This is a genomic window from Hyphomicrobium denitrificans 1NES1 (genome assembly GCF_000230975.2).
In the GTDB taxonomy this organism is placed as follows: domain Bacteria; phylum Pseudomonadota; class Alphaproteobacteria; order Rhizobiales; family Hyphomicrobiaceae; genus Hyphomicrobium_B; species Hyphomicrobium_B denitrificans_A.
In genome coordinates, this window is the sequence record NC_021172.1 from 2,187,461 (window position 1) to 2,208,291 (window position 20,831).

General features: G+C 60.7%; 16 protein-coding genes. 7 read left to right on the forward strand and 9 right to left on the reverse strand.

Annotated elements, in window-relative coordinates:
• Positions 1 to 53: 53 nt before the first annotated feature.
• Both HYPDE_RS10465 and HYPDE_RS18495 read right to left on the reverse strand, forming a co-directional pair.
• A complete protein-coding gene (locus HYPDE_RS10465) occupies positions 54 to 692 on the reverse strand; it encodes a hypothetical protein (RefSeq protein ID WP_041321131.1) in 639 nt (212 codons plus the stop codon).
• Positions 693 to 835: 143 nt separating this feature from the next.
• Complete coding sequence (locus HYPDE_RS18495) at positions 836 to 2,119, reverse strand: RNA methyltransferase (protein WP_144061243.1); 1,284 nt, start codon at positions 2,117 to 2,119, stop codon at positions 836 to 838.
• A gap of 250 nt (positions 2,120 to 2,369) precedes the next feature.
• Here HYPDE_RS18495 and HYPDE_RS10475 point away from each other — a divergent pair, with 250 nt between their 5' ends.
• Entirely contained in the window at positions 2,370 to 3,587 is a 1,218-nt protein-coding gene (locus tag HYPDE_RS10475; RefSeq protein WP_015598421.1) for an NADP-dependent isocitrate dehydrogenase, read from the forward strand.
• A 78-nt stretch (positions 3,588 to 3,665) separates the two neighbouring features.
• Here the strand turns inward: HYPDE_RS10475 and HYPDE_RS10480 are convergent, their stop codons facing one another.
• From HYPDE_RS10480 to recA, 3 genes are all read right to left on the reverse strand, one after another.
• Positions 3,666 to 4,154 carry a hypothetical protein gene (locus HYPDE_RS10480; protein ID WP_015598422.1) on the reverse strand — a complete coding sequence of 163 codons (489 nt, stop codon included), beginning with the start codon at positions 4,152 to 4,154 and terminating at the stop codon, positions 3,666 to 3,668.
• 156 nt (positions 4,155 to 4,310) lie between these two features.
• Positions 4,311 to 7,004, reverse strand: a complete 2,694-nt coding sequence (alaS, locus tag HYPDE_RS10485) for an alanine--tRNA ligase (protein WP_015598423.1) — start codon at positions 7,002 to 7,004, stop codon at positions 4,311 to 4,313.
• Between the two features lie 445 nt (positions 7,005 to 7,449).
• Positions 7,450 to 8,583, reverse strand: a complete 1,134-nt coding sequence (gene recA, locus HYPDE_RS10490; protein ID WP_041321135.1) for a recombinase RecA — start codon at positions 8,581 to 8,583, stop codon at positions 7,450 to 7,452.
• Between the two features lie 207 nt (positions 8,584 to 8,790).
• Here recA and fae point away from each other — a divergent pair, with 207 nt between their 5' ends.
• Positions 8,791 to 9,348, forward strand: coding sequence for a formaldehyde-activating enzyme (gene fae, locus HYPDE_RS10495; protein WP_015598425.1), 558 nt, complete (start codon positions 8,791 to 8,793; stop codon positions 9,346 to 9,348).
• 260 nt (positions 9,349 to 9,608) lie between these two features.
• Here the strand turns inward: fae and HYPDE_RS10500 are convergent, their stop codons facing one another.
• Complete coding sequence (locus HYPDE_RS10500) at positions 9,609 to 12,218, reverse strand: hybrid sensor histidine kinase/response regulator (protein WP_015598426.1); 2,610 nt, start codon at positions 12,216 to 12,218, stop codon at positions 9,609 to 9,611.
• 172 nt (positions 12,219 to 12,390) lie between these two features.
• Here HYPDE_RS10500 and HYPDE_RS10505 point away from each other — a divergent pair, with 172 nt between their 5' ends.
• Positions 12,391 to 12,780 (forward strand): flagellar biosynthetic protein FliO, encoded by a 390-nt coding sequence (locus tag HYPDE_RS10505; protein WP_041321137.1) that lies wholly within the window; start codon positions 12,391 to 12,393, stop codon positions 12,778 to 12,780.
• Between the two features lie 781 nt (positions 12,781 to 13,561).
• Here HYPDE_RS10505 and HYPDE_RS10510 read toward each other — a convergent pair.
• Complete coding sequence (locus HYPDE_RS10510; protein ID WP_144061244.1) at positions 13,562 to 13,828, reverse strand: hypothetical protein; 267 nt, start codon at positions 13,826 to 13,828, stop codon at positions 13,562 to 13,564.
• A gap of 125 nt (positions 13,829 to 13,953) precedes the next feature.
• On the reverse strand, positions 13,954 to 14,373 hold the full coding sequence (dksA, locus tag HYPDE_RS10515; protein ID WP_041321138.1) for an RNA polymerase-binding protein DksA: 420 nt from the start codon (positions 14,371 to 14,373) through the stop codon (positions 13,954 to 13,956).
• Between the two features lie 631 nt (positions 14,374 to 15,004).
• Here dksA and HYPDE_RS10520 point away from each other — a divergent pair.
• The 3 genes from HYPDE_RS10520 to asnB all read left to right on the forward strand — a co-directional run bounded on the left by HYPDE_RS10520 (position 15,005) and on the right by asnB (position 18,656).
• Entirely contained in the window at positions 15,005 to 15,850 is an 846-nt protein-coding gene (locus HYPDE_RS10520; protein ID WP_015598431.1) for an AAA family ATPase, read from the forward strand.
• Positions 15,851 to 16,072: 222 nt separating this feature from the next.
• Positions 16,073 to 16,333, forward strand: coding sequence for a hypothetical protein (locus HYPDE_RS10525; RefSeq protein WP_015598432.1), 261 nt, complete (start codon positions 16,073 to 16,075; stop codon positions 16,331 to 16,333).
• A gap of 283 nt (positions 16,334 to 16,616) precedes the next feature.
• Entirely contained in the window at positions 16,617 to 18,656 is a 2,040-nt protein-coding gene (gene asnB, locus HYPDE_RS10530; protein ID WP_015598433.1) for an asparagine synthase (glutamine-hydrolyzing), read from the forward strand.
• Between the two features lie 6 nt (positions 18,657 to 18,662).
• On the opposite strand, the gene HYPDE_RS10535 is transcribed toward asnB, so the two are convergent.
• Positions 18,663 to 19,334 (reverse strand): TetR/AcrR family transcriptional regulator, encoded by a 672-nt coding sequence (locus HYPDE_RS10535; protein ID WP_015598434.1) that lies wholly within the window; start codon positions 19,332 to 19,334, stop codon positions 18,663 to 18,665.
• Positions 19,335 to 19,502: 168 nt separating this feature from the next.
• Between HYPDE_RS10535 and HYPDE_RS10540 the strand changes: the two genes are divergently transcribed.
• Positions 19,503 to 20,798 (forward strand): HlyD family secretion protein, encoded by a 1,296-nt coding sequence (locus HYPDE_RS10540; protein ID WP_081625112.1) that lies wholly within the window; start codon positions 19,503 to 19,505, stop codon positions 20,796 to 20,798.
• Positions 20,799 to 20,831: the final 33 nt, after the last annotated feature.

Below are 20,831 nucleotides of genomic sequence, written 5' to 3' on the forward strand. Positions count from 1 at the left end.
CGCGGAATGGTTGATAGTGGCGACCGGCCGTCCCGTCAACGACCTATTCGCCGCTATTTCTTCTCGACGGCCGTCTCGCTGACCGAGCCGGTGGCCGTCGGGGCACCCTGGGCCTTCGGCTTGTCTTTATAGAGGTCTGCGATCGCGCTGACCGGAGGACTTGCCGCGACATAAGCCGTAATCAGCTCCTTAACCTTCTTTTTCTGCTCGTCGGTGCAGGTCTGGGCCGGCTCTTTCTTTTCATCGACGACAACTTCTTTGTCGCCCTGCTTCTCAACCAGCCGGATACGGCCGGTCAGCAGCATGACCGTCGTGAGGTGAAGCTGGCTGATGTAGACCATCTGCTGCGGCGTCCACTTCTTCTTCACCTCCTCGCGCCGCATCAGCGCCCGGTGGTTCTGAATCTGGTCGTCGCGAAGATCGCAAATCTGAGCGTGAGCCGAGAGACGGCCAGCCTTGATAACTTCGCGCGCAACGTCCAGCGGCACAAGGACCTGATCCTTCTTCGTCTTATCGATGACGATGACGGTCCCGTCCGGCTTGGAGAACTGTTGAGGCGTCAGCGACCAAGCATATTCCATGAACGATTTGACTGCATGTTCACTGAGATCCTGCGCGCCGGCCGACGCCACACTCCCCACAAGCGCCAGCGCAGCTACGCCCGCCAACACCACCCCCGCCCTAATGTTCATCAACATCTCCAGTTGAGCCTCATTCTTTTACCGGTTTCCGTCGAAAGCCGTCCGACGCGGCCTATCGATGCCACGTTGCATATCGCCAGTATGCCTTTTCCCTTGGCATCGCTCAGCCCAAAACATGTCCAGATCAAGGCGTCTCACTGGGCCCCTTTCCGAGCCTTTCCTTTGCCCTGTGCGAGCGTGGCAACTATGCCACGAAGCGTGCGAACTTCCTGTTCTGTCGCATTCATTCGTGTCAACAACGTACGGAGGTTTTGCGCCACGACGGCTTTACGATGAGCCGGATTGAAAAAGCCGTTGGCCTCTAATTCCCGCTCCAAATGCTCAAATAGACCAACGAGTTCTTCTTTCGTCGCGGGCCGGTCGCGGCCCATGTAAAGACCTTCGTTCAACGGCTTCTCGTAGGTTGTGACACGGCCAAGACTGCGGCCCGCGTCGCCGCGCATCCATTCGTAACCCAGAAGCAGCACCGCCTGCGCAAGGTTAAGAGACGCAAAGCGCGAGTTCACCGGAATCATGATCAGGGCGTCGGCGTTGGCGACCTCGCTCGTCTCCAGCCCATTGCGCTCGCGCCCGAAAAGGATGCCGCAGCGTTCGCCGCGAGCGATCCGGGTTCGAACTTCGGCGATTGCCTGCTCGGGCGTCAGGACCGGCTTTCGCATATCCCGCTGTCGAGCGGTTGTAGCGCCCACCCAATTCAGGTCGGCGATGCTGTCTTCGAGCTTCTCGAAGGGGCGGGCATCGTCGATCACGTAATTGGCGCCGGAAGCCGCAATGCGCGCCTTCTCGTTCGGCCATCCGTCGCGCGGGTTGACGAGGCGGAGGTCGTCGAGACCGAAGTTGGCGCAGGCGCGCGCCACCATGCCGATGTTATCGGCGAGCTGCGGCTCCATCAGAATGACAGACGGCGTCTCGCCTTCTCCGGCAACCGGCTCGCCTTTCATGTGAGCCCGGCGAAGTCCGTGACGCAGCTTGCGAATGACGCGTCGGGCCCAGAACCAGTAATTCTCGCCCGACCATTGCTTGGCGAGCGATTCCAGGCATGGCGTCTTGATCGTTTCCGTTCCCTCGCCCTTCAGGCGCACGCGCCCGTCGCCGACGACGATCTCTTTTTTACTCAGGATGAATTGATCGAGCGTCTCGATGCCCTGCGCTTCGGTGCGCCGTTTGCAGCCGGGACACGTCACACGGTCTTCGATGCACTTGAGACCGGCGCAATATTGCAGCACCGGTTCGAGCGTGAGGCGCGTCAACCCGGGGATGGCGAGGGTTTCAAGACCCTGATCGATCGAGACCGAATGGCACGCATGCACGACTTCCGCGACGCGCGTATCGCGAGCCCCAAGCACGGGTTCGCCTCCGGGGCCTATGCGCACACTGGCGGCCGTCCCGCGGTTTTCGGATTCGATACCGGCGTTCAAATCATTCTCCGTCTCGCACAGGCCACGTCCGGTCATACTATAGAACAACGCGCCACGATCTCCTGGGGCTTTCGCCCTTGCTAAACAAATGGGCGGCGCTTGCCCAGTCTTTGGTCTAAGCCCCGCAGGGCTTGAATCGTCTGGCGAACTGCCGCACGACTGCGGCGAAGGTTCGCTTCGCTGGCGCGCCACAGACCATTAAGGTCCCCCAAATTCGATCACCCTCCACTTTCTCCTGCGAGATCATCCCATGCAAAAAATCAAGGTTGAAGGCACCGTCGTCGAGCTCGACGGCGACGAGATGACCCGCATCATCTGGAAGCTAATCAAAGACAAGCTCATTCACCCTTATCTCGACCTCAACATCGCGTACTACGACCTCAGTATCGAGAACCGCGACAAGACGGACGATCAGGTGACGATCGACGCCGGTAACGCCATCAAGACGCACGGCGTCGGCATCAAGTGCGCGACGATCACGCCCGACGAGGCACGCGTCAAAGAATTCAACCTCAAGGAGATGTGGAAGAGCCCGAACGGCACGGTCCGCAACATCCTCGGCGGCGTCATCTTCCGCGAGCCGATCATCTGCAAGAACGTACCCCGGCTCGTGCCGGGCTGGACCGAGCCGATCGTCGTCGGGCGCCACGCCTACGGCGACATCTACCGCGCCACCGATTTCAGATTTCCCGGCAAGGGCAAGCTGACGATCAAGTTCACGGGCGACGACGGCGCGGTGATCGAAAAGGAAGTTTTCGACGCGCCGGGCTCCGGCATTGCTATGGCAATGTACAATCTCGACGATTCCATCCGCGATTTCGCGCGGGCGTCGCTGAACTACGGCATTGCGCGAAACTATCCCGTCTATCTTTCAACCAAGAACACGATCGCGAAGATTTACGACGGACGTTTCAAGGACATCTTCCAGGACATCTTCGACAAAGAATTCAAGGACGAATTCGCGAAGCGCAAGATCACCTACGAGCACCGCCTGATCGACGACATGGTGGCGAGTTCGCTCAAATGGTCGGGCGGCTATGTCTGGGCGTGCAAGAACTACGACGGCGACGTGCAGTCCGATACCGTCGCGCAGGGCTTCGGCTCGCTCGGCCTGATGACGAGCGTTTTGATGTCTCCCGACGGCAAGACTGTCGAAGCGGAAGCCGCGCACGGCACAGTCACACGCCATTACCGCGAGCATCAGAAGGGCAAAGAAACGTCGACGAACTCGATCGCGTCGATTTTCGCGTGGACCCGCGGGCTCGCCCATCGTGCCAAGCTCGACGGCAACGAGGCGCTGTCGAATTTCTGCAGGACGCTCGAACGGGTCTGCATTGCGACCGTCGAGTCCGGCTTCATGACGAAGGATCTGGCGCTGCTCGTCGGACCCGATCAGAAGTGGCTTTCGACGACCGGCTTCCTCGACAAGGTCGACGAGAACCTCAAAGCTACAATGGTGAAGGCGTAATCAGCGCGAGGGCGACTGTTCTTGGTTGCGCGTGGCGACTCGCGTTCCGCGAGCCGGCTGCCACGCGCAGCAGCAGAACTATTTCTTCTGTGCCGCGATCCTCTGATCGACCTCGGCCTGCATCTTGGCCGTCATGACGTTGAAGTCATTCTGTAGCTTGGCGCAGGCTTCCTTGTCGCCGTCGCAAACGACCGACATCGTGATGACGAGGTTGTCGCCTTGCTGGACAGGCTTGCGGCAGACGGCGGCGGGATGAGCCGGATTCCCCTTCACCGTGAACGTATACATTACGGAGCTGTTCTTATCGTCGTCGCTGTAGGCGACGTACTGATCGCTCTTGTAGATGCGCTTCAAGCCAGGCTTCGCCGAATAGCGTTCGATCAACTCTTCCGCTTTTCCAGACGGGTCGCCGCAGAAGGCTTGCGCAGCGACAACGGTCGGCCCCGACGAAGGCATCGGCGTCGGTGCGATCTTCACGAGCGGATCATTGGCCAGCGCCGGAAGCGTCATTGCCAGAAGCGCTGCGGTGAACGGAGCGACAAAACCCAAAGAACGCGTGCGATGCATATGCGATCAATCCCCAGCAGGAAGAATGCCGGGCCTATATACCCAAACTTCCCGACCGTCATCAGTGAATTCCCGGCAAGGTAACGACGCGGCGCGCCGAACGGATTTACCGCGCGAGTTCATCGATTCCCGGAGAGCAGCTAGGCAGACAAGCTCTCAGCTTGCGAGGCGGGCTTCGATGGCTTTCAGCGCATCACCGGCTTTGGCGCCGTCGGGACCGCCGGCCTGCGCCATGTCGGGCCGGCCGCCGCCGCCCTTGCCGCCTAATGCCTCGGCGCCTGCCTTCACGAGATCGACGGCGCTCCACGTCTTGATCAGGTCGTCCGTCACGCCGACGGCGAGGCCCGCCTTGCCGTCCTCAGTTACGCCGACGACCGCGACGATGCCGGAGCCGACCTGTTTCTTGCCATCGTCGATCAGGCCACGGAGGTCTTTCGGATTGAGACCCTGCACGGTGCGCGCGAGCAGCTTGACCTTGCCGACGCTGCGGATCGCATCGCCGCCGTCAATCGCGCCCTTGCCGCCACCACCAAGGGCCAGCTGGCGCTTGGCGTCGGCCAACTGCTTTTCGAGAACCTTGCGTTCCTCGACGAGATGTTTCAGCCGCTCAAGCAGGTCTTCGGGTCGCGTCTTCAAGATGCCTGCGGCTTCGCGGACGCGCGCATCCTGCTCGTCGAGATAAGCGCGCGCGCCTTCACCCGTCAGCGCTTCGATACGGCGGACGCCGGCCGCGCTGCCGCTTTCGGCAACGATGCGGACGAGGCCGATGTCGCCAGTGCGCGAGACGTGCGTACCGCCGCAAAGTTCAACCGACCATGCCTTGTTGGCGCCGGGGCGCGTCGAGCCCATCGAGACGACGCGAACCTCGTCCCCATATTTTTCACCGAAGAGCGCCATGGCGCCCGAGGCGCGTGCTTCATCGAGCGCCATCAGCCGCGTCACGACCGGGGTGTTTTCGAGGAGCACTGCGTTCGCCATGTCCTCGACGGCCTTGATCTCGTCAGCCGACATCGGCTTGGTGTGTGAGAAGTCGAAACGCAACCGATCGGGGGAGACGAGCGAGCCCTTCTGCGCGACATGCGTGCCGAGCACTTGCCGCAGGGCTTCATGCAGAAGGTGCGTCGCGGAGTGATTGGCGCGCGTCGCGGACCGGCGCGCGTGATCGACTTCAAGCTCGACGGCATCGCCAGCCTTGAAGTTGGCGGACTCGACCTTGCCGAAATGCACGAACAGATCGCCCAGCTTCTTTTGCGTATCCGTGACGCGGAAGAGCGCGCCCTTCGGCCCCTTGATGACGCCTTGATCGCCGACCTGGCCGCCGCTCTCGCCGTAGAAGGGCGTCTGGTTGAGGATGAGCGCGCCTTCGTCGCCCGCCTTCAACTCCTTCGTCTCTTTGCCGCCCGAGACAAGCGCCGCGACGATACCTTCCGCCGTCTCGGTATCGTAGCCTAGGAATTCGGTCGCGCCGACCTTGTCCTTGATCTCGAACCAGAGGCCTTCGGTTGCCGCTTCGCCTGAGCCTTTCCAGGCGGCTTTCGCAGCTTCCTTCTGCTTTTTCATCGCGACGTCGAAGGCCTTGGTATCGACGGTGATGCCACGCGGTTTGAGAGCATCTTCGGTCAGGTCGAGCGGGAAGCCGTAGGTGTCATAGAGCTTGAACGCGACGTCGCCGGGGAAGACCGCGCCCTTCTTCATGCTCGCGGAGCTTTCGCCCAGGAGCTTCAGGCCGTTGTCGAGCGTCTTTTTGAATTTCGTCTCTTCGAGCTTCAGCGTTTCGGTGATGAGCGGCTGGGCCCGCACGAGCTCAGGATAAGCGTCTCCCATCTCGCGCACGAGCGACGGCACGAGATGATACATCAACGGCTCGACGCAACCGATCTGCGCTGCATAGCGCATTGCGCGGCGCATGATGCGGCGAAGGACGTAGCCACGGCCTTCGTTCGAGGGCAGCACGCCATCGGCGATCAGGAAGCTCGTCGACCGCAAGTGGTCGGCGATAACGCGGCGGGCAACTTTCAGGAACTCGGGGCTGGCTTCGCCCCCCGTTTCCTTGGCGCCGACTTTGGCGGCTTCCTGCCGGATCGACTGGATCAGGTTTTCGAAAAGGTCGATCTCGTAGTTGTCGTGCTTGCCCTGCAGCACGGCCGCGATGCGTTCGAGGCCCATGCCGGTATCGATCGAGGGGCGCGGGAGATCGACGCGATCGCCGGGACCACGCTGCTCGAATTGCATGAACACGAGATTCCAGATCTCGATGAAGCGATCACCTTCCGACTCCGCCGAGCCGGGCGGTCCGCCCGGAATTTTGTCGCCGTGATCGAAAAAGATTTCAGAGCACGGACCGCAGGGGCCCGTATCGCCCATCTGCCAGAAGTTGTCGCTCGATGCGATGCGGATGATCCTGTCGTCGGAGAAGCCCGTAACCTTCTTCCAGATCGCGTAGGCTTCCTCGTCGGTGTGATAGATCGTGACGAGCAGCCGCTTCTTGTCGAGACCGAACTCTTTGGTCAGCAGATTCCAGGCAAGCTCGATGGCGCGGTCTTTGAAGTAATCGCCGAACGAGAAGTTGCCGAGCATCTCGAAGAACGTGTGGTGGCGCGCGGTGTAGCCGACGTTATCGAGGTCGTTGTGCTTGCCGCCTGCGCGCACGCACTTCTGCGAGGACGCAGCGCGCGGAATGGCACGCGTCTCCTGACCGGTGAAGACGTTCTTGAACTGCACCATGCCGGCGTTGGTGAACATCAGCGTCGGATCGTTGCGCGGCACGAGCGGCGACGACGGCACGATCTCATGGCCGTTCTTGCCGAAGTAGTCGAGAAACGAAGAGCGGATTGCGCTGACGCCAGCCATAGGGTTCTTTCAAGCCTTTTCGCGGACATAACCGCTTCGGAAACGCCTTCCGGAACGGCTCAAGGCCGCCGTTGTAGCGGCGGCCCTGGAGAGTGTCCAGAAACGGCAGGTGAGACTCAAATGCCAGTCCTACAGCACGGATAGTGGCCCCATCCCGTCACGCCCGCAAAAGTGGCATGACGGCCGTGGCCGGCATGCGCATCCGTCCGAGGATGACGATCACGCATGGCAAAGTGCGATGATTTTGCCGATCTTGCTCCTGGTGTTCACCCCACCCCTAACCCCTCCCCGTCAAGGGGAGGGGAATTCATCGCGGCGACGCGCGACGGGATTTGAGACTCGCCGTAGACGCGATAACGAGCCTCCAGCAGTTTCACGCTGGCTCCTCAAACGGCTTGCGGGCTCGCCGTTGGAGGATGACGGTATTTTCCAGTGTCGCTCCTCATCAGCGTTTGCCCTTGGCGACCTTCTTGGTGTCCTCGTCGGGGAGGACGCCGTCCTCATCCGGCTGCTCGCCGTCATCTTCGCCCGCGTCGGGGTTGGCCAGCATCTTTTCGACGATAAGGCCGGCACTAGCGCGGATGGCGTTTTCGATCTCGTTGGCGATCCTCGGGTTTTCCTTGAGATACGTCTTGGCGTTCTCACGGCCCTGACCGATGCGGTCGCCGTTGTACGACAGCCAGGCGCCGGATTTCTCGACAATGCCAGCCTTGACGCCGATGTCGATCAACTCGCCGACTTTCGAGACGCCCTCACCGTACATGATGTCGAACTCGACCTGCTTGAAGGGCGGCGCGACCTTGTTCTTGACGACCTTGACGCGGGTCTGGTTGCCGACCGTCTCCTCGCGCTCCTTGATCTGGCCGATGCGGCGGATGTCGAGGCGGACGGAAGCATAAAACTTCAGCGCATTGCCGCCCGTCGTCGTCTCCGGGTTGCCGAACATGATGCCGATCTTCATGCGGATCTGGTTGATGAAGATGACCATGCACTTCGATTTCGAGATCGATCCGGTGAGCTTACGCAGCGCCTGGCTCATCAGGCGCGCCTGAAGGCCCGGCAGGCTGTCGCCCATCTCGCCTTCGAGCTCGGCCTTCGGCGTCAGGGCAGCAACCGAGTCGACGACCAGCACGTCGATGGCGCCGGAACGGACGAGCGTATCGGCGATCTCGAGCGCCTGCTCGCCGGTATCGGGCTGCGAAATCAAAAGATCCTCGACCTTGACGCCGAGCTTTTTCGCATAACCCGGGTCGATCGCGTGTTCGGCGTCAACAAACGCACAGATGCCGCCGCGTTTCTGCGCTTCGGCCACGACGTGCAGCGCAAGCGTCGTCTTGCCCGAGCTTTCGGGCCCGTAAATCTCGATGATGCGGCCTTTGGGCAGGCCGCCGATGCCGAGGGCGATATCCAGCCCGAGCGAGCCGGTCGGGATCGCTTCGATATCGACCTTCTCGTTGGCGCCCAAACGCATGATCGACCCCTTGCCGAAGTTCTTGTCGATCTGCTGCAGCGCATGTTCGAGCGCCTGCTTCTTATCCATTTTGCCCCCTTCGAGCACAGTCCAATCCGGCCGTTCCATCGTCGTCATCCTCAATATGGCAAGCGCCCAGCGCCTTCAATTAATCATATGTGTACATGATTTGTTCCAACTCGGTCAATCACGTTTTGTTCTCGTTGTGCCTGAATAAGTGCAACTTATGGGGGAGACATAGGAGAGCTGGGCTATCGCTCCCCATACGGCATCAGCGCCGGACGATTTCAGAAAACCAAGACGAGGTATTTGGACATGAGCGCATCAAGCGGCCGTTTCGGAATCCGTATCGGTGAAGCCCTGGTCGCGGGCGGCCCCCCAGGCACCGCGGCGGAACCGGAAGTCGCGATCGGCGAAATGGACGGTCCCTTCGGCACGGCATTCGCGACGCTTCTCGGCGACCAGACCAAGGGCCACAGCAAGGTGCTGTCGCTGCTCAACACCGACGTCATGGTGCGTCCGCCGACGCTCTGCGTCAGCAAGGTGACGGTCGAGAACGAGCGCTACACGAATATCCTGATGGGCACTGTGCAGTACGCGACATCGATGGGCGTGCTCGATGCCGTGCGCTCCGGCGACCTGCCGCGGGACAAGGTCGATGATCTCGGCATCATCGTCTCGGTATGGCTCAATCCGTCGGTCGCCACGATCGAGAAGCTCGACCACAAGATCCTGTTCGACATTCATCGCAAGGCGACGGCGCTCGCCATTCACAAGGCGATGACCTATCAGCCGACGATCGACTGGCTGCTCGAGAACCAGGACAAGGTCATTCACAGGTATTTCGAGAAGGGTCTCAAGGGCGAGATCTGAGATATAGCGCCATCATTTGCGGAGACGCCTGCCATGTTCCCCTCCCCCCTTGCGGGGAGGGGGGAATTGGGTGCGGTGGTCATCCAAACGTTTTCAAGGAAAATCTGAGTCTGTTCGTCATCCTCGGACGGACGAGCCTGCGAGGCCGTTCGGGGATCCAGCGCAAGAGTCGTCGAAGACGCAATATTGAGCCTTCGGCGAGTCTTACGCTGGATCCCCGGCTTTCGCATACGCTCAGCCGAGGATGACGGTCACACGACCTACTTCGCCAGTTCTTCCTTCACCTTCGCGGCGAGCTGCGGCAGCGAGAACGGCTTCGGCAGGAATGCGAAGTTGTCGGAGCCCATGCTCTCGCGGAAGGCTTCGTTCGGATAGCCCGAAACGAAGATGACCTTGATCGACGGGTTGCGCTTCCTGAGTTCCTTGAAGAGCGCAGGCCCATCCATTTCCGGCATGACGACGTCGGACACGACGATGTCGATCTTGCCCTCGTTCGCAGCCATGATTTCGAGCGCTTCAACGCCGTCGGTCGCTTCGAGAACCTGATAGCCCTGGCGCTTCAAGGCGCGCACGGCGAACTGGCGCACCTCGACCTCGTCCTCGACCAGCAGCACGCGACCGGTGCCCGTCAGATCGGTTGCGCTCAGTTCCTTCCTGGCGGAGGCCATCGTTTGCGGACGCACCGCTCCTGCCTCGTCGCTGTCCTCGACGACGTAGCGCGGCAGGAAGATCTTGAAGGTCGTGCCTTTGCCGAGCTCGCTTTCAGGGAAAATGAAACCGCCCGATTGCTTGACGATGCCGTAGACGGACGCCAGCCCGAGGCCCGTGCCTTTGCCGATGCCCTTCGTCGTAAAGAATGGCTCGAAGATCTTCGCCATCACCTCGGGGCTCATGCCGGTGCCGGTGTCGGAGATTTCGAGCAGCACGTATTCGCCCGGCGTAAAGCCTGCGACTGCGCTCATGCGCTGGCTTTCGCGCTCGGTGACGTTCTGCGTGCGGATCGTCAGCTTGCCGCCGTCCGGCATCGCGTCGCGGGCGTTGCGCGCGAGGTTGAGAATGACCTGATAGAGCTGGTTGCTGTCGGCGCGGACATACCAGAGGTCGCGGCCGGCCTGGAACCGAAGGTCGATCTTTTCACGCACTTGCGTTTTCAGCATGGCGCGCATTTCCGACGCCAATTCGTTGATATCGAACACCGATACCTGCTGCGTCTGCTTGCGCGAAAAGCCGAGCAAACCGGCGACGAGGTTTGCTGCACGGTTCGCCGCCGATTGGATGTTCTTGATGTCCTTGTAGGACGGATCGCTTGGACGGTGCGTCTGCAGCAGCAGATCGGAAAAGCCGATGATGGCCGTCAGCACGTTGTTGAAGTCGTGGGCGATGCCGCCGGCCAGATTGCCGACCGCTTCCATCTTCTGGGCCTGAGCAACGCGGTTTTCGAGCTGCTTCTGCTCGGTCGCGTCGATGACATAGAGCGCTGCGGCGGCCCCACCCGACACGGCAGCGAGCGGCGACATGAAAACGCGGCACGTAAACTGCTTCTGATCGCCTGAAGTGATCTCGATCGGCTGCACGTTGCCGCGCCCGGCCAGGACTTCGGCAAGACCTTCTTCGATGCGTGCGCGCTCATCGGCATCGCCGGTTCGCCCCAGGGCTTGCGACGCCAGCACATCCTGCGCGGGACGGCCATCGAGCACGAGGCGCATGAATGCAGCGTTGCAGCTCGCGATCCGCCCCTCCCCGTCGATGGTTGCAATGCCGAACGGTGCCGACTGGAAGAATTGAGACGCGCGAACGTCCTGGTGCGAGCGATCGCCGAGCCCAGCCGTCAGCCGGTTAATCGCCGTGATCGTGAAGCCTTCATCCGGTTGATTGCCGGCGGGCTCGACGAGAAGCGTCAGCGGCACCATGCGCCCGTCCTGGCGCGTCAGATCGAGATCGACGACGCGCTGGTCGGCTTCCGGTATCTCGGCCATGTGCTCAAGAAGCCGAGCGCCATCGCCGCCTGCCAGCTCCGCCAAGCGAAGATGGTGCGTTCTGAGCGAACCGACCGGATATCCGAGCCACTGCTCGAACGCGGCGTTGACGTGCAGGATGGTGCCGTCGCCGGCGATCGACATGAATCCGGCCGGCATCGTATCGAACGCGGCGAGCGCCGCTTCGAGACCGCCGATGCGCTGCGCCTCGTGCGCTTTCTCTTTTGAAACATTCTTGATCCGCCAAAGAGCGAGACGCTGCCGGGTGGGGCTTCCGTCGAGATCGCGGCCTGTCGATGCAAAGGGGTGCACGGAAATTCTGGCCCAGGTCGGGCGCTGGCTCGGGCCCGGCCGCAGCTTCACGTCCTCGCTGCGCTTCTCGCCACGCTCGGCGGCGCGCGTCAGGCGAAAGAGGGCTTGCGTCGCTTCGGGCTCGCCGCTCATCACGGCTTCAAGCGCTGCGAACGGTCCTGCCTCGTTTCGGCCGAACATATCATCAAGCGCCGCATTGGCGTAAACGACCGTTCCATCGAGGTGGGCGAGGATTTGCGGCTCATCGCTGGCATCGGCGGCAGCTTTGAGCAAATCGCCAGCCGCGATGCGGGCGCCAATGCGAATGTGTCCGGCGGCAACACCGAAAATCAGGAACATGCCGAGCATCGCCAGAACCGCGATGACGGTCAGCAGAAACGGCTCGCCGGAGCTGCTCGCAAGCAGGCCGAAAACCAAGGCGCCCGCCGCCGCAACGATTAATGCTATAGGGAGGAACCCGCCGAACCCTTCCGCTGTGTTCAGCGGATCGATCGGCGCGGCATCGATCCTCAACGCCTCGCGATCCTTCATGGGCTCGGAATCTAGCTGATTCTCGATGGCCGGGGCGTCAGACTGGAGCATGGGAACTGGAACTCAAACGCAACTGCAACTGTGCCGCAACGAGTCGGCGCTTTTCTGTTGGCTAAGACTTCCCTCAAGAGAGTTAACATGCGGTCAACTCGAGTGTATCGATCGCTCCCTCTTGCAAGATTTCGATACGGCAGCATTCAGGCAAACCAAGCGCGAGGCAGGCATGCAAACTTATATTTTCTGGACGTTGCTGTTGGCTGTGCTGGCGCTCGCGAGCGCAGGCATTACGGTTTTCGTGCGCGCTTATTTGAACGGGACCAGCCCGTCCGCGGTGCTGTTCCGGCCGAAAGGCGAGCGCCGCCTCGAGGTCGTCGACCACGCCAATGTCGACAGCCGCAGAAGGCTGCTTCTGATCCGGCGCGACGGCGTCGAGCATCTCATCATGACCGGCGGGCCTGTCGACGTTGTCATAGAGACCGGCATTACGCCGCCGACGGCTCCGCCGCCTGCAGAAATCGCACCAGCGCGCGATCGTGGCGTTTTCCGGCGTCCACCGATGTTCGGCCGCAGTGGCCAGCGGTCCCCTGAGTCGGATGTCGGCCCTCAGTTTTAGGGATTGGTGACGAGGGATTGAGGATTGAGGCGAGCAGCGACGCCGCACACCTCGATCATGGCTGCAGGGCAGCGGGCAACATCACGAAATTTCCACGCGACTCTAGATGGCCGGGTCAAGCCCGGCCATGGAGCGGTGGTACTGTCGGCTTAAGCCGCCGTCGTTTCCATCGATGCCAGACGTCCCCTCTTCACGTCATGGCCGCCCTCCGAGGCGGCCATCCAGGACCGCACGATGAATGATCGTTTCTTCATCTACGTCATGACCGACAAGCGCAACGGAACTATCGGCGTCACAAGTAATCTTGCACCCAGAACCCGGGAGCATTGCGAAGGAACGTTGAAGGCCTCACTTCGCGGTATGGTCTGAAGATGCTGGTGTATTACGAGGTTTCCAATTCCATTTCGCTTGCCATACAGCGAGTGACGAGTCTCAAGCGATGGCCGCGCCGATGGAAGCTCGCACTCATAGAAAAAGATAATCCGCAATAGAAGGATTTGGCTGAAGAAGCTGCGTGGCGATATCTCAAAAGCTGCCCTGGATGGCCGGGTCAAGCCCGGCCATGGAGTGTAGGAGCGGGGGAGTGTAGGAGCCGGTTTAATTCAGCCAGCGGCATGGCGCGCTTCAAAGATCGGGCACAAGCATGTCGTGATCGCGACGGCGGCCATTCACGACACGTTTTCCGAATTTTATTGTGACCGCGCGGCACGGAACAATTGAAAAGTCCAAGCCTCATCAGGCTCACTTTTCTATCGCGAACCTCGTCAGCGCCCGAGTCGTATTAGCGCGGGTCTTCGACGTCGCCGAAGTCGGCCATCGTCAGCTTGCGCAGATCGAGCGGCTTGACGGCGCTGGCGACCCCATTGTGGCGAGCGAACTTTGTCGCGCGGACGGATACGTTTCGTGCCGCGGGGGCATTCCACATGGCCGGGCTTGCCATTGCATCCACGTAGGGGAACGTCTTAACCCACGATGCCGACGACAGCACGGCACTTGCCATCGTCGCTACAGCTGCTGTCGACAGCATTGACGAGACAGTAATCGACACGAGCGTTACCCCTCTTCAGACACGCGAGCTGCGGTGAGAGGAGTGTCGGCCTAATCCATTAATGGCCCGTAAAGTCGTGGCGCGAAATGGGGCGGCGGACCGCAAATAATAGCGCCGTCGCCTGCCTATTCCTCGCGGTAGACGCGTTCGCGGCGTTCGTGGCGCTCCTGCGCCTCGACCGAGAGCGTAGCGATGGGGCGGGCATCGAGCCGCTTCAGACCGATCGGCTCGCCGGTATCCTCGCAATAGCCGTACGTGCCGTCCTCGATCCGGCCGAGTGCCGCGTCGATCTTCGCAATCAGCTTGCGCTGGCGATCGCGCGTCCTGAGCTCGGTTGCGCGGTCCGTCTCGGACGTCGCGCGATCGGCAAGGTCTGCGTGCTGGGTCGAATCCTCATGCAGGATGGCGAGCGTTTCGCGCGTCTGACGCAGAATTTCGTCTTTCCAGTCGAGCAGCCGCTTACGGAAATAAGCCTTGTGCATGTCGTTCATGAAAGGCTCGCCATCCGACGGTTTGTAGCCCGGAGGAAGAACGATATCTGCAATCTTTACGCGCGGAGCCATCTTCTTGTTCGTACCCTCTGACTTCTTCGATGCCGGTTTCGGCGCTGCGGCCTGCCGCGCTGCGACGCCCGGTGCGGCAGGCTTCTGAACTGCCGGCTTGGCGGCGGTCGCGGTCTTCTCCTTGGAAGACTTGACCGGCGCCGGTTTTACTGCGGACTTTGCCGTTTTCTTTTTATCTGCGGCAGGCTTGCTTGCCGACGTTTTGCTGGCCTTCGCCGAGTGAGCAGCCTTGGCAACAGCCTTCTTGTCGGCGGATTTTCCCTTCGCCGCTTTTCCCGCGATCGTCTTGCTCATCGTCCGCCTCTCCTGAGGCTTATGCGCTCGAGCTGATAATCGTCACCGAAGGAGTCTGATCCGCAAAGAATCGAGCCCGTTTCCGGCCGACCCTTATCTATTCGGAGGCGGCCTTGAGTCAAGCACGTGCAGCGGCCAATCTGCGATCGCGACCGTCTTAATTATTATAACAATAACAGTAACTTGGCGAGAAAGCGAGGTCTACGCGCCAGCGCCTCTCAAGGATAGTTTCCCGCCGGTCGTGCGCTTCGGTCATCTTGCTCGTCATTTCGGGCGCCCCTTAGACTGAAAGAACGCAAACCCGAGGTCACAGCATTTCATGAAATTCGAGGGCACCTCCTCCTACGTCGCGACCGACGATTTGAAGATCGCAGTCAATGCCGCCATCCGGCTCGAACGCCCGCTTCTCATCAAGGGCGAGCCCGGGACAGGCAAATCGGTTCTCGCCGCCGAAGTTGCAAGAGTCCTCGGCGCGCCTTTGATCGAATGGCACATCAAATCGACGACGAAGGCGCAGCAAGGCCTTTACGAGTACGATGCGGTTTCGCGATTGCGTGACGGCCAGCTCGGCGATGAGCGCGTCAAGAACATCGCGAACTACATCAAGCGCGGCAAACTCTGGGATGCCTTCACGGCGGCCGAACGTTCGGTGCTGCTGATCGATGAGATCGACAAGGCCGACATCGAGTTTCCGAACGACCTTCTGCAAGAACTCGATCGCATGGAGTTCTTCGTCTACGAGACGGGCGAGACGGTGAAGGCCACAACGCGCCCAATCGTGCTCATCACGTCGAATAACGAAAAAGAACTGCCCGACGCGTTTCTCCGGCGCTGCTTTTTCCACTTCATCAAATTCCCGGATGCGGAGACGATGCGGCGCATCGTGGACGTGCATTTTCCGGGGCTCAAAAACCGGCTCGTCGGCGATGCGCTTCGGATTTTCTATGAATTGCGCGACGTACCGGGCCTCAAGAAGAAACCGTCGACATCGGAATTGCTCGACTGGCTGAAACTGCTTCTGCATGAGGATATCGATCCCGCCCTCATCCGCGAAAGCGATCCCAGGAAGCTCGTGCCACCGCTTGCGGGAGCTTTGATCAAGAACGAGCAGGACGTGCATTTGCTCGAGCGCCTGGCGTTCATGACGCGCCGGCGCAAGGAATAGCGTTCTCCATCTTCTCGCAATTGATCGCCTACTGATTATGGCAGCGGACTTCTCGCATCTGCGAAATCGCCAATCCTTTGCGTATAAAATTCAGAACTTTGTTCAGTCGCGTTTCTACAATCTGCGGCAACCAGCTTGATTTCGGCCAGAGGTTGCGCCTCTATGGCTCTATTCCTACTTTTCGAGACCATCGGAATATTTTTGCGGCTAGGGAGATGTGTGATGAGAAAGTTTCTAATTGCGTTGGCGGTGCTCGGCGCACTCGGCAGCGCGGCCTGCGATAGTCAGAAAAAGGCTGATACCGCTGCGGATAAAGCTACCACCGACCAGCCCGCGGCGGACAAGGCTGATGCCGAGAAACCCGCTGCTGAAACGCCCGCAACACCGGCACCGGCGCCCAGCGATAGCTCGACAACGACCACACCGCCGGCCAACGATAGTTCGACGACACAGCCAAGCCCGGCACCAGCACCGGCGCCCTAGGTATTTCCAGGCGTTACCGTCCGGCTCATTCGTTACAGGCTTGAAGAAGGTAGGCTATTCGGCGTAGCCGCCCTTTAGCTGCCTCTTGTGCGTTTTTGTCGCGAACGGTAACCACCATTCGGTGAAATGCTGGGCATATACGGGATCGCTGCGGAAACTCCGTTACCGCAGCGATTTGGTGTGCCAAGGTTGGCTCGCCTGGCTTTGCGGTGATGCGACCGCGATCTGATTCATCTGCGGCGCTTGCCGCAATCACTCCCCCATAAGAAAGCTTGGACGTTGTATGTGTGGCATCTTCGGTATCATCGATCTTAAAGGGCGCCGCACGGTTCCTGCTTCCGTGCTCAGACGCGCCGCCGATACGATGCACCACCGCGGCCCCGACGAGGACGGCTATCTGCAACGACCCGGCCTCGGCTTCGCGTCGCGCCGGCTCAGCATCGTCGGATTGGCCGATGGCCAACAGCCGATGTTCAACGAGGACAAGAGCGTCTCGGTCGTCTTCAACGGCGAAATCTACGACCACGACGACTGGCGCCGCGAGCTGACGGCGCAAGGGCACACGCTCAGGACGCATTGCGATACCGAAATTCTTCCGCACATGTGGGAAGAATATCGCGAAGACATGTTCGCGAAGCTCAACGGCCAGTTTGCATTCACGCTGTTCGACGAGCGCAAGCAGAAGTTCATTCTGGCGCGCGATCGTTTCGGTATCTGTCCGCTCTACTGGACACGCACGACACGCTTCGGAACCGACTGGCTGATTTTCGGGTCCGAGATCAAGACGCTGCTCGCGACCGGCATGATCGAGCCGAAGCCCGACCGGCGCGGCATCGATGCCGTTTTCAATTTCCTCGCTGTGGCGGGACCGTTCAGCTGCTTTGACGGCATCAACATCCTGCCGCCCGGCACGTTCCTGAAGATCGCACGCGAGCGCCCCGGAGAGACGGCCAAAATCAGCGAGCACACATATTGGTCGATGGACTTTCCCGATAAGGGAATGGAAGCGCGCGGACAGGATGAGCAGACGCTCGTCAAGGAGTTCGAAAGCGTTCTCTACGCAGCCGTGAAGCGGCGTCTCCGAGCCGATGTCCCCGTCGCATCGTATTTAAGCGGCGGCGTCGATTCCAGCACCGTCGTAGCGATGGCGCGGGACATTCTCGGCGCGGCGCCCGCGACCTTCACCGTCAAAATTCGCGATCCGAAGCTCGACGAGACCGAGCAGGCGGCGCAAATCTCAAGGCATCTCAATGCCGATCCCTATATCGTACCGTGCGGTTCAGAAGAGATCGTCTCGAACTATCAACGGCTGCTGGTCGCGACGGAAGCGCCGGTGACCGATACGTCGTGCACGGCGCTGATGCTGCTCGCGGGGAAAGTCCACGACGAAGGCTTCAAAGTTGCATTGACCGGCGAAGGCTCTGACGAATGGCTTGCCGGTTACCCCTGGTACAAGATCGATCGCGTGTTCGAGTGGCTCGGCGCCGTTTCCGGCGGCGCGCTCCATACGGCGGTTAAGAAGCGTTTTTTCAACTGGCTCGGCTGCGGCGAGGATGCCGTTGCATACCTCGAAAAATGCATTCCGACGGCCGGCGGACCGCATGCATTCCAACGCTTCTATGATCTGCTCGGCGCGTCGCGCTTCCGCTTTTACAGCCCCGACATGCTGAGCGACCTTGCCGATCACGATCCATATACGGATTTCGCGCCGGATCTCGGACGCGCCGAGCGCTGGCATCCGGTCAATCGCGCCATCTACTGGGCGGGCCGCATTCATCTTCCGGGACAGCTTCTGAGCCTCAAGGGCGATCGCATCGCGATGAGCCAGTCGGTCGAGATGCGCTATCCGTTCCTCGACAACAACGTCTTCGATTTCCTCTCCGGACTCGATCCGAATTGGAAGATCAAAGGACTCAAGGAAAAATATCTGCTCAGGCGCGTCGCCGAGAAATGGCTGCCGAAGCAGGTTGCGTGGCGGCCGAAGGCCATGTTCCGCGCGCCTCTCGACGGATTCTTCCTGCAGCAGCGGCTACCTTATGTCGACGAACTCCTGAGTGAAGCGTCGCTCAAGAAGTCGGGATATTTCGACCCTCAGGCCGTCGCGCTCTGGCGGACAAAGTACCGCGAACTGTCACCGCGGTTTTACCAGCGGAGCTCGATGGAGCTGGGACTCGTCGCCGTGCTTGCGACGCAGCTCTGGCATCACACCTTCATCGACCCGTCACTTGCGAGCCTTCCCGACTGGCGCACGCTCGCAGGCGTCGATAAAGATACGCGCGATCTGGGTTTCGCAATGCAAATGCCGGAGAGCGCCGCCGTCTGACGGTGTTCAACCGCCGTCCTTCGCACCATAGGCGGCCATAAACATCGTAACGGCCGACGTTACGACTTTGTCCATCTCCTGCGCGGTCGGCCGGTCTGTGATCGCACCATAAAGGCGCGGGCGGAAAATGAGCGACTGTACAAGTTCCAGGAACTGTGCCGCGGCCAAGTGGGAGTCCGGCACATTCAATCGACCCGCCGCGACGTGCTGATCGATAAACGCGGCCAGCGCGACGGTCATTCGCTTCGGTCCGGCCTCGAAAAACTCGGTTCCGATTTCCGGCATCCGCTCGGCAACGCCGATGACGATGCGATGGGCCGCAACGACAAAAGGCTCCGAGAGAAGCCGCATCATTTCGGTTCCGAAGTGAAGCAGCGTCTCCCTCGGCGGCTTTTCCGGATCGAGAAGCGCGATCAGCTCGGAAATATTGCGATCGCGGCGTTCGGCGCAGATCGACGTGAACAGATGCTCTTTGTCCTGAAAGTAGACATAGAGCGTCGCCTTCGAGACCCTCGCCTCGTGCGCCACGTCGTTCATGCTTGAAGCATCAAATCCCAGCGTCGAGAAGACGCGTCCGGCCCCTTCCAAAATCTGACGGCGCTTTTGCGGATCTGTACCCGCCGCAGGCCGGCCGCCGCGACGTTCCGACGTCTCCGGGGATGCTGAGGGTGATTCCATGGTTTTGATCCTACACGAGCCTTACCCGGCCCTGTTTGTTTAAAAGGGAAAATAGGTGAACCGAACGGTTCAGTTTTCTCTTGATATCGACCTTCGGAGGGTTTATGTCAAGCCTCAATATGAACCGTACAGTTCAGTTTGAATCTATCTTGATTAAGGACTACGGCCATGGCGAGAGAGGCATTGAACAGAATTCTCGCGACATCCCCGGATGACGGACCGCACGGCTCGGAGCCCGTGTCGACGGAAGAAGCGCGTCTGCATACCGTCACGGGTGCACCAAAAACCTCAAAAATCACTTCGGTGAATTCCGATTTCGCACCGCGCGCCGACTCCGGTGAGCCGGCCACGGCCCGCGAGCGCACGAGCGCGACGGCAGCGGCCAGCACGGAAACGACGAAGCCCCCATCCCGCAGAAAACCGGCCTTCATCGGCATCGGCGCCCTCGCCCTTCTGGCTGGCGTCTGGTTTGCCTATCACTACATCACCGTCGGCCGCTTCATCGTCTCGACGGACGACGCGTACGTCGGCGTCCATATGTCGATGATCTCGCCGAAGGTTTCCGCCTATGTCACCGACGTGCCGGTGACGGACAACCAGTTCGTCAAGGAAGGCGACGTTCTCGTCCGTCTCGATGACGGCGACTATCGGCTGGCGCTCAGTCAGGCGAAATCCAAGCTCGCGACGCAGAACGCCGCCATTGCGACGTTCGACGCGCAGATCAAGGCGGCCGAGGCCGCGTCGGCGCAGGCCCGCGCACAGCTTGAGTCCGCGAAGGCCAACGTCGTCAAGACCGAAGCCGACTATCAACGCACGAATGCGCTGACTGCAAAGGACTACTCGACGAAGGCTTCGCTTGATGCGGCGATCGCGGCGCGCGATTCGGCACGCGCGCAGGTCAAAGCCGATGAAGCCGCGATCCAGTCGGCCGATGCCAACATCACGCTTCTCCATGCCCAGCGCACACAGACGACGGAGGTCGCGAAGGAATTGCAGGTCGCTGTCGATCAGGCGGCGCGCGATCTGTCGTTCACGGTCATCCGCGCGCCGTTCGATGGCGTCATCGGCAACAGAAGCGTGCAGGTCGGCGACTACGTGACACCCGCCAAGCGCCTCGCTGCCGTCGTGCCGCTCGATAAGGTCTACGTCGACGCCAACCTCAAAGAGACACAGCTCGCGCCTGTCGTCGTCGGGCAGGAAGCCGACGTCGAAGTCGACGCGCTCGACGGCGCCGTGCTGAAGGGCAAGGTCGTCAGCGTTGCGCCCGCGTCGGGATCGCAGTTCTCGCTGCTGCCGCCTGAAAACGCGACCGGCAACTTCACGAAGATCGTGCAGCGCGTGCCGGTGCGCATCGAGGTGCCGGCTTCGGAAGCGAAGGGGCGGTTGCGTCCGGGATTGTCGGTCGTCGTCGACATCGACACGCGCACGACGCCCAAGACCCCGGTGCAACAGGCATCGAACTAATCCTGGAGATCGCGTTACCTTGAGGTGACCGGC

Coding starts and splice junctions, on each gene's coding strand:
- HYPDE_RS10465 (WP_041321131.1), bottom strand. CDS start 692: ATGAACATTAGGGCGGGGGTGGTGTTGGCGGGCGTAGCTGCGCTGGCG.
- HYPDE_RS10475 (WP_015598421.1), top strand. CDS start 2,370: ATGCAAAAAATCAAGGTTGAAGGCACCGTCGTCGAGCTCGACGGCGAC.
- HYPDE_RS10480 (WP_015598422.1), bottom strand. CDS start 4,154: ATGCATCGCACGCGTTCTTTGGGTTTTGTCGCTCCGTTCACCGCAGCG.
- alaS (WP_015598423.1), bottom strand. CDS start 7,004: ATGGCTGGCGTCAGCGCAATCCGCTCTTCGTTTCTCGACTACTTCGGC.
- recA (WP_041321135.1), bottom strand. CDS start 8,583: ATGGAACGGCCGGATTGGACTGTGCTCGAAGGGGGCAAAATGGATAAG.
- fae (WP_015598425.1), top strand. CDS start 8,791: ATGAGCGCATCAAGCGGCCGTTTCGGAATCCGTATCGGTGAAGCCCTG.
- HYPDE_RS10500 (WP_015598426.1), bottom strand. CDS start 12,218: ATGCTCCAGTCTGACGCCCCGGCCATCGAGAATCAGCTAGATTCCGAG.
- HYPDE_RS10505 (WP_041321137.1), top strand. CDS start 12,391: ATGCAAACTTATATTTTCTGGACGTTGCTGTTGGCTGTGCTGGCGCTC.
- HYPDE_RS10520 (WP_015598431.1), top strand. CDS start 15,005: ATGAAATTCGAGGGCACCTCCTCCTACGTCGCGACCGACGATTTGAAG.
- HYPDE_RS10525 (WP_015598432.1), top strand. CDS start 16,073: ATGAGAAAGTTTCTAATTGCGTTGGCGGTGCTCGGCGCACTCGGCAGC.
- asnB (WP_015598433.1), top strand. CDS start 16,617: ATGTGTGGCATCTTCGGTATCATCGATCTTAAAGGGCGCCGCACGGTT.
- HYPDE_RS10535 (WP_015598434.1), bottom strand. CDS start 19,334: ATGGAATCACCCTCAGCATCCCCGGAGACGTCGGAACGTCGCGGCGGC.
- HYPDE_RS10540 (WP_081625112.1), top strand. CDS start 19,503: ATGGCGAGAGAGGCATTGAACAGAATTCTCGCGACATCCCCGGATGAC.